The 12,445-nt window shown below is 72.8% G+C and carries 11 protein-coding genes; 7 read left to right on the top strand and 4 right to left on the bottom strand.

All coding sequences use genetic code 11. The features are described from left to right. Positions 1-43 precede the first annotated feature (43 nt). From CP981_RS26760 to CP981_RS26740, 5 genes are all read left to right on the top strand, one after another. Positions 44-982 carry a coiled-coil domain-containing protein gene (locus tag CP981_RS26760; protein ID WP_042148816.1) on the top strand — a complete coding sequence of 313 codons (939 nt, stop codon included), beginning with the start codon at positions 44-46 and terminating at the stop codon, positions 980-982. Between the two features lie 172 nt (positions 983-1,154). Then, the gene (locus tag CP981_RS26755) at positions 1,155-2,180 is read left to right on the top strand and encodes an ABC transporter ATP-binding protein (RefSeq protein ID WP_085923024.1); all 1,026 of its coding nucleotides are present in this window, start codon (positions 1,155-1,157) and stop codon (positions 2,178-2,180) included. A 3-nt stretch (positions 2,181-2,183) separates the two neighbouring features. Next, the gene (locus CP981_RS26750) at positions 2,184-2,957 is read left to right on the top strand and encodes an ABC transporter permease (RefSeq protein ID WP_085922948.1); all 774 of its coding nucleotides are present in this window, start codon (positions 2,184-2,186) and stop codon (positions 2,955-2,957) included. 378 nt (positions 2,958-3,335) lie between these two features. Next, positions 3,336-4,580, top strand: coding sequence for an ABC transporter ATP-binding protein (locus CP981_RS26745; protein WP_085922947.1), 1,245 nt, complete (start codon positions 3,336-3,338; stop codon positions 4,578-4,580). Positions 4,581-5,119: 539 nt separating this feature from the next. Next, positions 5,120-6,046 (top strand): ABC transporter permease, encoded by a 927-nt coding sequence (locus CP981_RS26740; RefSeq protein WP_425282222.1) that lies wholly within the window; start codon positions 5,120-5,122, stop codon positions 6,044-6,046. A 12-nt stretch (positions 6,047-6,058) separates the two neighbouring features. On the opposite strand, the gene CP981_RS26735 is transcribed toward CP981_RS26740, so the two are convergent. Beyond that, positions 6,059-6,376 carry an ATP/GTP-binding protein gene (locus CP981_RS26735; RefSeq protein WP_085922946.1) on the bottom strand — a complete coding sequence of 106 codons (318 nt, stop codon included), beginning with the start codon at positions 6,374-6,376 and terminating at the stop codon, positions 6,059-6,061. A gap of 186 nt (positions 6,377-6,562) precedes the next feature. On the opposite strand from CP981_RS26735, the gene CP981_RS26730 reads away from it, so the two are divergent. Beyond that, positions 6,563-7,606, top strand: a complete 1,044-nt coding sequence (locus CP981_RS26730) for an LLM class flavin-dependent oxidoreductase (protein ID WP_085922945.1) — start codon at positions 6,563-6,565, stop codon at positions 7,604-7,606. Positions 7,607-7,750: 144 nt separating this feature from the next. Here the strand turns inward: CP981_RS26730 and CP981_RS26725 are convergent, their stop codons facing one another. After that, positions 7,751-8,143, bottom strand: a complete 393-nt coding sequence (locus CP981_RS26725) for an SCO5389 family protein (protein WP_085922944.1) — start codon at positions 8,141-8,143, stop codon at positions 7,751-7,753. A 249-nt stretch (positions 8,144-8,392) separates the two neighbouring features. Here CP981_RS26725 and nucS point away from each other — a divergent pair, with 249 nt between their 5' ends. Beyond that, complete coding sequence (gene nucS / locus CP981_RS26720) at positions 8,393-9,055, top strand: endonuclease NucS (RefSeq protein WP_042148800.1); 663 nt, start codon at positions 8,393-8,395, stop codon at positions 9,053-9,055. Positions 9,056-9,144: 89 nt separating this feature from the next. Here the strand turns inward: nucS and CP981_RS26715 are convergent, their stop codons facing one another. Next, positions 9,145-11,715: an AAA family ATPase gene (locus tag CP981_RS26715; protein ID WP_085922943.1), complete on the bottom strand. Its 2,571-nt coding sequence runs from the start codon at positions 11,713-11,715 to the stop codon at positions 9,145-9,147. Between the two features lie 380 nt (positions 11,716-12,095). After that, entirely contained in the window at positions 12,096-12,419 is a 324-nt protein-coding gene (locus CP981_RS26710) for an STAS domain-containing protein (protein WP_085922942.1), read from the bottom strand. Positions 12,420-12,445 lie beyond the last annotated feature (26 nt).

The following is a 12,445-nucleotide window of genomic DNA, read 5'->3' as shown; positions in this document are numbered from 1 at the left end:
GGATTCTCCTTATCACCTCACCGGTCTCTTCGACAGGAACCCCATGAGCGACACTTCCTCCCCCTTCGGCTTCGAGCTCGTGCGGCGTGGGTACGACCGCGGTCAGGTGGATGACCGCATTACGAAGCTCGTCGCCGACCGCGACAGCGCGCTGGCCCGCATCACGTCGCTGGAAAAGCGGATCGAGGAGCTGCACCTCGAAACGCAGAACGCCCAGGCGCAGGTCAATGACGCCGAACCGTCCTACGCGGGCCTCGGCGCGCGCGTCGAGAAGATCCTCCGGCTCGCCGAAGAGGAGGCGAAGGATCTGCGCGAGGAGGCCCGCCGGGCCGCCGAGCAGCACCGTGAGCTGGCCGAGTCGGCCGCCCAGCAGGTCCGTAACGACGCCGAGTCGTTCGCCTCCGAGCGCAAGGCGAAGGCCGAGGACGAGGGCGCCCGGATCGTCGAGAAGGCCAAGGGTGAGGCGGCCACCCTGCGCGCCGAGGCGCAGAAGGACGCGCAGTCCAAGCGGGAGGAGGCTGACTCCCTCTTCGAGGAGACCCGTGCCAAGGCCGCACAGGCCGCCGCGGACTTCGAGACCAACCTCGCCAAGCGCCGTGAGCAGTCCGAGCGCGACCTGGCCTCGCGTCAGGCCAAGGCCGAGAAGCGGCTCGCGGAGATCGAGCACCGCGCCGAGCAGCTCCGCCTGGAGGCCGAGAAGCTGCGTACGGACGCCGAGCGCCGGGCCCGCCAGACGGTGGAGACCGCGCAGCGCCAGGCCGAGGACATCGTGGCGGACGCCAACGCCAAGGCCGACCGGATCCGCAGCGAATCCGAGCGCGAGCTGGCGGCGCTGACGAACCGCCGCGACTCCATCAACGCGCAGCTGACCAACGTCCGCGAGATGCTGGCGACGCTGACCGGTGCCGCCGTGGCCGCGGCCGGCGCCCCCGGCGAGGACGAGACCGTCACCCGCGGCGTCCCCGCCCAGCAGAGCCGCTGACCTCCCCCAGCTAGCGCTGGGAGGTGCCCCCACCCCCGGCCGGTTCCGCTTCCGTTCTGTCGCGCCCCCGTACCGCCTCTGTGGTGGTGCGGGGGCGCGGTGCGTACGGGGGGTCAGCCGGGCGGCCCCGCCCCGGTGGCAGCGGCCCCCGGGGACGCCTAGCGTGCGGTACATGATCGAGCTCGAGGGGCTGACCAAGCATTACGGCGACAAGGTCGCCGTGGACCACCTCACGTTCACGGTGCGGCCCGGGATGGTGACCGGCTTCCTCGGCCCGAACGGCGCCGGCAAGTCGACGACCATGCGGATGATGCTCGACCTGGACAACCCGACATCGGGGACGGTCCGGATCGACGGCAGGCACTACCGGCAGCTGAAGGACCCGCTCACCTCCATCGGGGCGCTGCTGGAGGCGAAGGCGGTGCACGGCGGCCGCAGCGCCGCCAACCATCTGCTGTGCCTGGCGCAGAGCAACGGCATCCCCCGCGGCCGGGTCGCCGAGGTGCTGGACACCGTCGGGCTGAGCACGGTCGCCAAGAAGCGCTCGAAGGGCTTCTCGCTCGGGATGAGCCAGCGGCTCGGTATCGCCGCGGCGCTGCTCGGCGACCCCCAGGTGCTGCTCTTCGACGAGCCGGTCAACGGGCTCGACCCCGAAGGCATCCACTGGATCCGCAATCTGATGAAGAACCTCGCCGCCCAGGGCCGCACCGTCTTCGTCTCCTCGCATCTGATGAGCGAAATGGCGCTGACCGCCGAGCATCTGATCGTGATCGGGCAGGGCCGGCTGATGGCGGACACCTCGATGAAGGACTTCATTCACCAGAACTCCCGGTCGTACGTCCGGATGCGGTCCCCGCAGCAGGAGAAGCTGCTGGATCTGCTGCACGACGAGGGCATCGACGCGGTGGCCGTCGGCAACGGGTCGCTGGAGATCGACGGAGTGCCCGCCGACCGGCTGGGCGAGCTGGCCGCCCGGCATCAGCTGGTGCTGCACGAGCTCAGTCCGCAGCAGGCCTCCCTGGAGGAGGCGTTCATGCGGCTGACGGCGGAGTCGGTGGAGTATCACGCGCACGACGGCGACCCGGTACCGGCGCAGGCCGGGGCCCGGCCGCCGGGAGAACCGCAGCCGGCCGGGGCCCGGCCGGGTGAGCCGCAGCCGACCGGCTGGGGTGCAGACTGGCAGAAGAAGAGGAGCTGACGGATGGCGGCGCTCGGGCAGGTCATTCGGTCGGAATGGACCAAGATCAGGTCGGTGCGGTCCACGGTGTGGACACTGGGCATCGCCGTGGTCGTCACCATCGGCCTGGGCGTGCTGCTCTGCACCCTGGCCAACAACGACTTCAGCTCGATGCCGGCCCGGGACCGGCTGACGTTCGACGCCACCAACATCAGCTTCGCCGGGATGGGGCTGGGCCAGCTGGCGATGATCGTCTTCGGGGTGCTGGTGGTCTCGAACGAGTACAGCACCGGCATGATCCGCGCCTCGCTGGCCGCCGTACCGCAGCGCGGCACCTTCCTGTTCTGCAAGCTGCTGGTGGCCACCGCGCTGGTCTTCGTCGTCGGCCTCGCCACCAGCTTCGTGACGTTCTTCGCGGGGCAGGCGGTGCTCGGTGACCTCCGGGCGCACCTCGGCGACCCGGGCGTACTGCGCGCGGTGATCGGCGGCGGCCTCTACATGACGCTGATCGCGCTGTTCTCGATGGCGGTGGCCACGATGCTGCGCAGCCCGATGCTCTCGCTGGGCATCCTGATGCCGTTCTTCTTCCTGATCTCGAACATTCTCGGAAACGTCTCGGCCACCCGGAAGGTCGGCCGCTATCTGCCGGACCAGGCCGGCTCGAAAATCATGCAGGTGGTCCCGCGGGCCAACGACCAGGTGCCGTACGGCCCGTGGGGCGGGCTCGGCATCATGATCGCCTGGACGGTGGTCGCGCTGATCTGCGGGTTCGTGTTGCTGAAGCGGCGCGATGCGTGACGCTGCGCTGGGCTTGGTCGTACGTTGCCGGGTGCGGCGCCGTTTCGCCTGCGGCGGGCCGGTGTCCGCTGCGCGGGGTTGTCGGGGTGCGGTGACGGGCCTCCGGGGCAGGGGTGTGGGACTGCTTCGCTTTACGTCCCACACCCCTACCCCTCCGGCCCGTCCCCTCCCGTTGTGGTGGGTGGGGATGGGGCCGGTGGGGGTGGTCGTAGTTCGTGGTGTGGCCGGGGGTTTGGGTCGTCGGGGGCTGTGGGTGGGCTGGGTGGCGGGGGCTTTGCCTGTGGCGATTGACGGGAACCGTCAATGGCCGGATAGCCTCCTAATCCTCACGGGGGTACGAGAGCGCCTCTGCCCCGACCATCTCGCGAGGGGCGGAGAATGATCGAGGCAGTCGGCCTGACGAAGCGCTACGGCGCCAAGACGGCCGTGTACAACCTGTCGTTCCAGGTGCGGCCGGGTACGGTGACCGGCTTCCTGGGGCCCAACGGCTCCGGCAAGTCCACGACGATGCGCATGATTCTGGGTCTGGACGCACCGACCTCGGGGCGGGCCACCATCGCCGGCCGTCCCTTCCGCAGCCTCCCCAACGCGCCCCGCCAGGTGGGCGCACTGCTCGATGCCAAGGCCGTGCACGGCGGGCGCAGTGCGCGTCAGCATCTGCTGTCGCTCGCCCAGGTGTCCGGTATCCCGGCCCGCCGGGTCGACGAGGTGCTCGGGGTGGTCGGTCTCCAGGATGTCGCCGGGCGGCGCTCCAAGGGCTTCTCGCTCGGTATGGGCCAGCGGCTGGGCATCGCCGCGGCGCTGCTCGGCGACCCCCAGGTGCTGCTCTTCGACGAGCCGGTCAACGGGCTCGACCCCGAAGGCATCCTGTGGGTGCGCAATCTGATGAAGCAGCTGGCGAGCGAGGGCCGTACGGTCTTTGTCTCCTCGCATCTGATGAGCGAAATGGCGCTGACCGCCGAGCACTTGATCGTGATCGGCCGGGGGCAGCTGATGGCGGATATGTCCGTGAAGGACTTCATCTCGGCCAACTCCGCCGATTTCGCCCGGGTCCGTACCCCGGACACCGAGCCGGAGCAGCGCGAGAAGCTGACCGCCGCGATCGGTGAGGCGGGCGGGCAGACCGCGCCCGAGCCGGACGGTGCGCTGCGGGTGACCGGGCTGCCGCTCCCCCGCATCAGCGAGCTGGCGCATCAGGCCGATGTCCGGCTGTGGGAGCTGTCGCCGCACCAGGCGTCCCTGGAAGAGGCGTATATGCAGCTGACGCAGGGCGTCGTGGACTACCGCTCGACGGCGGACGCACGGGCCGGCCTCCAGGAGGCCCCCGCCGGGTACGCCCCGCAGGGGTACGCGGGCGGCCCGGGGTTCCCGCCCGGTCAGCCGGGTGTTCCCGGCCAGGTTCCGGCCGGTGTTCCCGGTCAGGGGCAGCCGAATCCGTATGCCCAGCAGGCGCCCGCTCCCGGGCCGGGCTATCCGCCGCCCGCTCAGGGTCACCCGTACGGGGGGCCCGAGCAATACGGTGCGCCTCACCCGTACGGGCAACAGCCCGCCGCGCCGATGCCGCCCGCGGCTCCCGCCGCCCCCGCCGACCTGCCCACGCCCCACCACGAGGACGCCCGATGACCAGCCCTCAGCAGCCGCAGCCCCAGCCGCAGCCTGAGCGCGGACCCCACGACACCGGCGCACACGAGCAGCCGGTGCCGGCCGCGCCGCCGATGCCGCCCGCGGCACCGCCGGCCGCACCGCACCAGCCGCAGGGCGTGGCTCCGCTGACGCCGCCCGCCCAGCAGCAGCCCGGTCAGCAGCCGCCCGCCCAGCAGCCGGCACCGGAGCCGCCCGCCAAAGAGGCCGGCACGATGATGCTCCAGGCCCAGTCCGCACCCGAGCAGCCCGCGCCCGCCAAGGAAGCGGGCACGATGATGCTCCAGGCCCAGGGCCAGGGCCCGGCAGCGGCTCAGGGCCAGGCGCCCGCCCAGGGCCCGGCACCCACCCAGGCCCAGACGGCCCAGGCCCAGCCCCAGCACGGGCAGGCGCCCGTCCAGGGCCAGGCCCCCGCGCAGCCCGCTCCGGCCGGGGAGGCCGGGACGATGATGCTCCAGGCCCAGCAGTACCCCGTGCCGCAGCCGCTCGCGGCGCACGGACCGGGCAAGGACGCGGGCACGATGATGCTCCAGGCCCCGGTCCAGGCACCCGTGCCCGCCCAGGCTCCCGCACCGCCCCAGGCCCACGCCCAGCCCCAGGCCCCGCAGCCGCCGGTGCAGCAGCAGCCGGTCCAGCCGCACCCCCAGCAGGCCTACGCGGGCGCGGGCGGCTATGTCTCGCCCATCCCCGTGCGCCCCACCCACCTCGGCCATGCGCTGCTCTCCGAGTGGACGAAGATCCGCTCGGTGCGCTCGACGATCTGGACGCTGGGCGTGATGGTCCTGCTCAGCGTCGGCATCGGCCTGCTGGCCGCCCTCGCGGCGGGCTCGGACCGCGAGCTGGACCCGGTGCTCGGCCTCGGCTTCGTCGGCGTCCTGCTCGGCAGCCTGTGCGTGATCACCCTGGGCGTGCTGTCGATCTCGTCCGAGTACGGCACCGGCATGGTCCGTACGACGCTGACCGCCTGCCCCAGCCGGGTCCGGATGCTGACCGCGAAGGCGATCGTCTTCTTCACGCTCGCGCTGGTGATCACGACGGTCGCGACCGGTCTGGTCGCCCTGCTCGACAGCGCGATGCTCAACGGCCCCGCGCCCACCGCCGACCAGTGGCTGCGCGCCACCGTCGGCGCCGGTCTCTACGTCGCCCTGCTCGGTCTGCTGGCGCTGTCCGTCGGCACGCTGCTGCGGCACTCGGCGGGCGCCATCAGCACGATGATGGGCGTGGTGCTGCTGCCGATGCTGCTGGCGCTGTTCCTCCAGGGCGAGAGCCTCAAGGACGTCCAGCAGGCGCTGATCGAGTACTCGGTGCCCAGCGCGCTCGCGACGCTGTACGACATCCCGTTCCTCAGCACCGGCCCGACCGGCTGGACTCCCGTGTGGATCCTCGCCGGTGTGACCGCGGTGACGCTGGGCGGCGCCTACGCCGCCGTCCTTCAGCGCGACGTCTGACGCCGCCCGCCCTCAGTAGCGGGGCGCATTCCGGGACCGCTGGAGCCGCGCGCTCCGGCGGTCCCGTGCGTTCCAGCACGCCTTGTGCCAGTGCCGGCGGTCGTCGACATCGCCGTGCTGCGGCCAGGCGACGACATGCGGCACCCCGGGCGGGATCTCCTGGTCGCAGCCGGGGCAGCGGTAGTGCTTGGCCGCCCCGCCGCCCCCGACCAGCCGGACGACCCAGTCCTCGCCGCGCCATTCCTCGGTACGTTCCAGGCCGTAGCGGTCACCGCCCATGCGGTCGACGGGCTTCGCGCCGCCGTGCTGGCGGTTTCGACGCGGGGACACAGAGCACCTCGGAGAGTCACGGGGTCACGGGATGTCACCAGCGTACGCGGAGCGGTCACGGGCGAACCCCCCTCGGCAGGATTCTGCGATCATCAGGAAATTTGCCGTCAGGCCGTGCCCTTGGCACGTGTCACACGTTGTTGCCTGTAAGGGGGAGTCGCGTCGGCTGCGAGGAGGCAGAGAGCGATGCGCGTTGGGGCTTTCATCCTGGCCGCTCAATTCCCCGGTCAGGGACAGGGGGAAGCACTGCACCGCGCGGTGCGCTCCGCGGAGATCGCGGAGCAAGCCGGACTCGACGATGTCTGGCTCGCGGAACACCACTTCGTACCGTACGGCGTCTGCCCGAATGCAGTGACGCTGGCCGCGCTGCTGCTGGGGCGGACCCGCCGGATCGGTGTCGGGACGGCGGTGAGCGTGCTGCCGACCCAGCATCCGGTGGCGCTCGGTGAGCAGGCGGCGCTGCTGCATCTCACCTCCGACGGGCGGTTCACGCTCGGCGTCGGCCGGGGCGGGCCCTGGGTCGATCTGGAGGTGTTCGGCTCCGGCCTCGCCGCGTACGACCACGGCTTCCCGGAGTCACTCGATCTGCTGATGCGCTGGCTGCGGGAGCCGCGGGTGGGCGCGCAGGGCGAGCGCTATGCGTTCCGGGAGGTGGCGGTGGTGCCCCGGCCGGCCGAGGCACTGACCGATCCGGACGAGCCCGGCCCCCCGGGGCCACCAGTGGTGGTGGCCTGCACCTCCGCCTCGTCGGTCCGGACGGCCGCGGAGCGCGGGCTGCCGATGCTGCTGGGCATGCACTGCGGCGACGAGGAGAAGGCGGAGATGGTCGCGCTGTGGCGGTCGGCCGCCCTGGAGGCCGGCCGGGACGGCGACGAGGTCGCCGCGGCCGCGCATGTCTCGGCGGGCGTGGTGCAGATCGCCGATACCCGCAGGGCGGCGACGGAAACCCTCACGAAGGCGATGCCCGGCTGGCTCCAGCAGGGCCTGGGCGCGCATGTGACGGTCGACGGCCGCTATCGCGCCATGCGTGATCCGCTGGCTTATACGGAGCTGCTGTGCGAGCTGCATCCGGTCGGCCCGCCGCAGCTGTGTGCCGACCGGCTGGCGGCGACCTCGGAGCGTACGGGCATCACTCGGTTCGCGCTGCTCGTCGAGGGCTCCGGCGACCTCGCGGCGACGGAGGAGAACGTGCGCCGGCTGGGCGCGGAGGTGCTGCCCCAGCTGGGGTGACCGGCCGGGTGCGGCGGCCGGCATGCGGGTGACCGTGTCGTGCGGTGGCGCCGTACTCGGAGGCCGGCGTGCTGTGGGTGGTGCTGCCGCTGGCGCACGGCACGGTGCGTGTCACAACCGTGTGCGCAGCGGCAGCAACTCCGTTCAGCAGTCGCGGAGTTCGGGCGACTGGTTCAGCAGCTGACCGCGGATGGACGTGAAGCGGGTCAGACGGTCGTCCACCGCCGGGTCGAGCGGGAAGACCGCGACCCGGTGGCAGTTCTGAAAAGCGAGCCGCACACCGAAGTGCCGCTCCAGCGAACCACGGATGGCGTCACTCGCCAGTGCGCGCAGCAGCTGGCCGCGCGCCTGCTCGTCCGGCGGGGGCGTCTGATTGTCGGCGAACTCTCCGCCGTCCACCTTCAGCTGTGCCACCAGAGAGCTGATCATCCCCCATGCGAAGGGCAGGGAGGTCCGGACGCAGTCGACAAATGCGGCTTCGTCGACCTCGCCTCGCTCGGCCTGTTCGAGGAGGGCCGGTGAGACGTCGAGCGACATGAGGTTCTCCTCTCGCGGCCCCGCCGGGACGGACGGGGCCTAGGGACGGGACAAGGGGCTTTGCGACGGAGCGTGTTCGCCTCACAACCCCCCGCTTCAACGGTATGCCGCGCAAGGGGCCCGCACCAGGAGATTGCACATACAACCGGCCATTGGCCCGCGCCGGGGGTGCGGGGATTTCCCCCGTAAAGACACCGTGATCCAGGGCGAATCGCGTAGGTGGCCCCTGGTCGAGTAGCGTGACGCCCCATGCGTCTCGTCATCGCCCGCTGCTCCGTGGACTACGCGGGCCGGCTCACCGCCCATCTTCCTTCCGCCCCTCGCCTCATCCTGGTGAAGGCGGACGGCTCCGTCTCCATTCACGCGGACGACCGGGCCTACAAACCCCTCAACTGGATGTCGCCGCCCTGCACTCTCAAGGAGGGCGACGGTGAGGTGTGGACGGTGGAGAACAAGGGCGGCGAGAAGCTCATCATCACCCTTGAGGAGGTCATGCACGACTCCTCGCACGAGCTCGGTGTCGACCCGGGGCTGATCAAGGACGGTGTGGAGGCCCACCTCCAGGAGCTCCTCGCGGACCGGATCGAAACCCTTGGTGAGGGCTACTCCCTGATTCGGCGTGAATACCCCACTGCCATTGGCCCGGTGGATATCTTGTGCCGGGACGCCGACAACCAGACGGTCGCCGTCGAGATCAAGCGGCGTGGTGAGATCGACGGTGTCGAGCAGCTCACCCGCTATCTCGAACTCCTCAACCGCGACCCGCACTTGGCGCCGGTGAAGGGCATCTTCGCAGCTCAGGAGATCAAGCCGCAGGCGCGGGTGCTGGCCACCGACCGCGGTATCGGCTGCGTGGTGCTGGACTACGACGCCCTGCGCGGCATCGAGGACGACAAGCTCCGCCTGTTCTGACCCCGCCCGCCCTCCAGAGGGCGGCACAGCGCAACGGCCCGGCAGGTGACCGGGCCGTTGCGCTGTTCTGTGCCGATTCCTGCGGGGCGTCAGGCCGCCGGGGCGCTCGCCGTGCCGGAGGAGGTGGCCGTGCCGTCCGACGGGGTGCCGCCGGAGGGGGCGGTGCCGGAGGTGCCGCTCGCGGAGGGGCCGGACGCGGACTGCGAGGGGCTCTCGGAGGTCGGCTTGCCCGTCGGCTCGGTGGGCGTCGTGCCCGACGGCGAGGGCTCGGTCGGCTCGTCCGAAGGCGTCGGGTCGCTCGGCTCGTCCGTCGGCGGGTGCGTGGGGCGGGTCGGCCGGCCGGTGGGCGTGCTGGGCCGCTCGGTCGGCCGCGTCGGGTCGGCCGTCGGGTCCGGTGATCCGGTGGCGGGGTCGCTGGGCGAGCCGCTGGCGGAGGGGCTGGTGGCCGAGGGGGACGGGTGGTCCGGCTGGCCGGCGGTGCCGGGCCGGGACGTGCCGGGTCCGGTGGGCGGCCGGCCGGTATCCGTGGCGGGCTGCTCGGCCGGCACGTCGCTGCTCTCGCCGTCGTCCGTGGTCTGTTCCGTGCTGACCTTGTCGTTGTGCGGGTCGTCGCCGCCCGTTGCCCCGATGGTGACGACGGTGCCGAGGACGGCCGCCAGCAGGGCGCCGGCGCCCGCGGCGACGGCATTGCGCCGCGCCCCGCCGAAGACCCGCCGGACGCCCTTGGCGGCGCCGTCGCCGCTGCTGGTCACGGCCGGGCCGCCGGTGGTCCCGGCGGTCGTCGCGGCATTCCGGGCCACGAGCGTCGCCGCCGCGGCCCGCTCGGCACGCGGCTTGTGCAGCTTCGCGGCCGAACCGGTCGAGGCCGTCGAGGCGGTGTCGAACGGCGTGGCGGGGGCCTTCGAGGTCCCCCGCGGTGCGGCGGCCGTCGGCAGGGCCGTGGTGGCCGCCGCCGCGGAGTCGGCCCGCGTCCGGTCGGTGACCAGCGCCAGTGCACGCCGGCCGGCCACCGCGCCATTGCGGTCGGAGAGCACGCCGCGCAGCCCGATGGATGCCTCCAGTTCGGCGCGCGCCCGGTCGAGGCTGCCGGTGCACAGGGCCAGCACGCCCAGCTCGTGGTGGAAGTACGCCTCCTCGGCGACCTCACCGGCGAGCCGCGCGGCCTCCTGGCCGTGCCGCAGGGTGCGTTCCCACGCGCTCCAGTGCAGTGCCGCGGCGAACGCCGGTGCGGCCGTACGGGCCAGCAGCACGGCCGCGCTGGCGTGTCCGCTCTCCCGGCTGCCGGTCAGGACGCCCATCGCGGCCAGCGCCACATCGGACTCGGCGGCGGCCCGTTCGGGGCTCACCGAGGGGTGCCCGGCCCACCAGGCGTAGTGCTGGGCGACGGTGTGCGCCCGGGCGGCGGCGCCGTCCGCGTAGCCGGCCGCCGTCAGCTGGTCCTGGACGGTGGCGGCGAGCCGGTAGTGGCCGCCGGCCGGGGTGAGCAGACCGCAGGCCAGCAGCTCGCCGAGGGCGGCGTCGGCGTGGGTGTCCTGGGTGAGGGCCGGCAGATGCGCCTGGTGCGGCAGCTCGCCGCCGAGCGCGACGGCGAAGCGCAGGGTCTCCCGGGCGGCTTCGGTCAGCCGCGAGGCGAGCAGTGGGGCGGGCGCGGCGGCCTCGCCGAGCGACGGCAGTGCCGCCTCCGGGCTCTCCGCGGGCTCGCCGGCCGGCTCGTCGGTGCCGGCCCCGGGGAAGAGGCCGTAGCCGTCGTCGAGGGCGCCCGGTCCGGCCTGCGCCCGGTCGTGCTGCCGCAGCAGGGCGGCGGCCTGGACGAACCGCAGCGGCAGGCCCTCGGACTCGAACCAGAGGTCGGCGGCCCAGGCCTCCTCGTCGTCGGTGAGCGGCCGGTCCACGGCGCGCTCCAGCAGCCGGCCGCAGCCGCCGCGGCCGATGCCGCCGAGGAAGACCTCTTCGAGGTGCGAGCCGGCGCTGGGGGCCGCGACGTCGGGCGTGGCGGCGATCAGGAAGGCGCATTCGGGGGTCGCGTCGAGCAGCTCATCGAGCGCGGCGCCGCCGAATTCCAGGTCGTCCAGGACGACGATCGCGCCGATCTCGGCGACCATGCGCAGCATCTCGGGCCGGTCGGGGCGGTGCTGCGGGGCCCGGTAGACGGCGGCGAACAGCGCGTACAGCAGGTCGGCGGAGGTGCGGTGGTAGCCGGAGAGCCGGATGACGCCGTCGGGGGCGAGGTCGGCGCAGGCGGCGGCGACGGCGTCCAGCAGCCGGGTGCGGCCGGAGCCGGAGGGTCCTGTGACGCGGACGGAGCGGCCGCGGGAGAGCAGGCGGACCAGGCGTTCGGTGTCCTCGGTGCGCTCTTCGAGTGCGGTCTCGGGCCGGGCGATTCCCGGCGGCAGCGGGGGCGCGGCGGCGAGGGCGGCCGCGGCGCGTTCCTCCGGGTCGAGCCGGCCGGGGGCCGCGGGGCGCTCACCGGGCGGGCAGGGCTCTATCTCGCTGCCGTCGACGGGGTTGACGGTGACGAGGTAGGGGCCCGAGACGAGCCGGACGACGCGGGCGCGTTCCGCGGAGCCGCTCTGCGCGCCGCCGAACGCGGGGACCGGCGGCACGGCAGGGCTGCCCGGCTCGCCGTACTCCTCAGGTCCCCGGTGAGTGTTCGGGTCCATGCTGCAAGCTCCCAGATGCTTCGTTCCGCTCCGCCTCCGCCTCCGCCCGGCGTCCTCGGTCACAGGAGGCGGAGCGGTGTGCCGACTGCGCTTCCGGCCGTCCGCACTCCCCCGGCGCCGGCAGCTCGTCCTCAGGCGTCGCGGCCGGTCCGGTGCCCGCCGCGGATGATGACATACGGGCGGGAACCGAACCATAGACCTGGAGGGCGGCCCGGTGCACCGCCGGGGGCGGGTCCTGACCGGAACTTCCGGGATTGCGCGGTATCGCGCTGTTTACGACATTTCCGTCGCACAGTTCTGCATTCTTCGGACTCTTTACCTACGAGCCCGATCACTCCCCGGGCGTCCGTGAGGCCGTCGGGCGGCGCACCGCCCTTGCCTCACACCCGGGGAACCGATTCCGCTTCGATGCCGCCCTCGATCGCGAGGATGCGGTGCAGCCTGGTGGCGACCAGCAGGCGCTGCATCTGGGGCGGCACTCCGCGCAGCACCAGCCTGCGGTTGAACCGGCCGGCGCGACGGTGCGCGCCCATGATCACGCCGAGGCCGGTGGCGTCCCAGGAATCCAGTTCGGTCAGGTCCAGCACGAGATCGCCCCGACCGGAGTCGACGGCGGCGTGCAGGGCCGTACGGGCGTCCGCCGCGCTGCGGACGTCAAGGCGGCCCCCGACGACCAGCTCGGCGTGGTCGCCCCTGATGTGCATATGCGCTCCCCGATGTCATGGGTGAT

The sequence above is a fragment of the Streptomyces platensis genome, assembly GCF_008704855.1.
Classification (GTDB): Bacteria; Actinomycetota; Actinomycetes; order Streptomycetales; family Streptomycetaceae; genus Streptomyces; species Streptomyces platensis.
The sequence above is the reverse complement of the archived record's forward strand: the minus strand, read 5'-3'. Positions and strand labels throughout refer to the sequence as shown.

What these genes read in the sequence shown, in the direction of transcription:
- CP981_RS26760 (WP_042148816.1), top strand. Translation starts at nt 44, where the DNA reads ATGAGCGACACTTCCTCCCCCTTCGGCTTCGAGCTCGTGCGGCGTGGG.
- CP981_RS26755 (WP_085923024.1), top strand. Translation starts at nt 1,155, where the DNA reads ATGATCGAGCTCGAGGGGCTGACCAAGCATTACGGCGACAAGGTCGCC.
- CP981_RS26750 (WP_085922948.1), top strand. Translation starts at nt 2,184, where the DNA reads ATGGCGGCGCTCGGGCAGGTCATTCGGTCGGAATGGACCAAGATCAGG.
- CP981_RS26745 (WP_085922947.1), top strand. Translation starts at nt 3,336, where the DNA reads ATGATCGAGGCAGTCGGCCTGACGAAGCGCTACGGCGCCAAGACGGCC.
- CP981_RS26740 (WP_425282222.1), top strand. Translation starts at nt 5,120, where the DNA reads ATGATGCTCCAGGCCCCGGTCCAGGCACCCGTGCCCGCCCAGGCTCCC.
- CP981_RS26730 (WP_085922945.1), top strand. Translation starts at nt 6,563, where the DNA reads ATGCGCGTTGGGGCTTTCATCCTGGCCGCTCAATTCCCCGGTCAGGGA.
- CP981_RS26725 (WP_085922944.1), bottom strand. Translation starts at nt 8,143, where the DNA reads ATGTCGCTCGACGTCTCACCGGCCCTCCTCGAACAGGCCGAGCGAGGC.
- nucS (WP_042148800.1), top strand. Translation starts at nt 8,393, where the DNA reads ATGCGTCTCGTCATCGCCCGCTGCTCCGTGGACTACGCGGGCCGGCTC.
- CP981_RS26715 (WP_085922943.1), bottom strand. Translation starts at nt 11,715, where the DNA reads ATGGACCCGAACACTCACCGGGGACCTGAGGAGTACGGCGAGCCGGGC.
- CP981_RS26710 (WP_085922942.1), bottom strand. Translation starts at nt 12,419, where the DNA reads ATGCACATCAGGGGCGACCACGCCGAGCTGGTCGTCGGGGGCCGCCTT.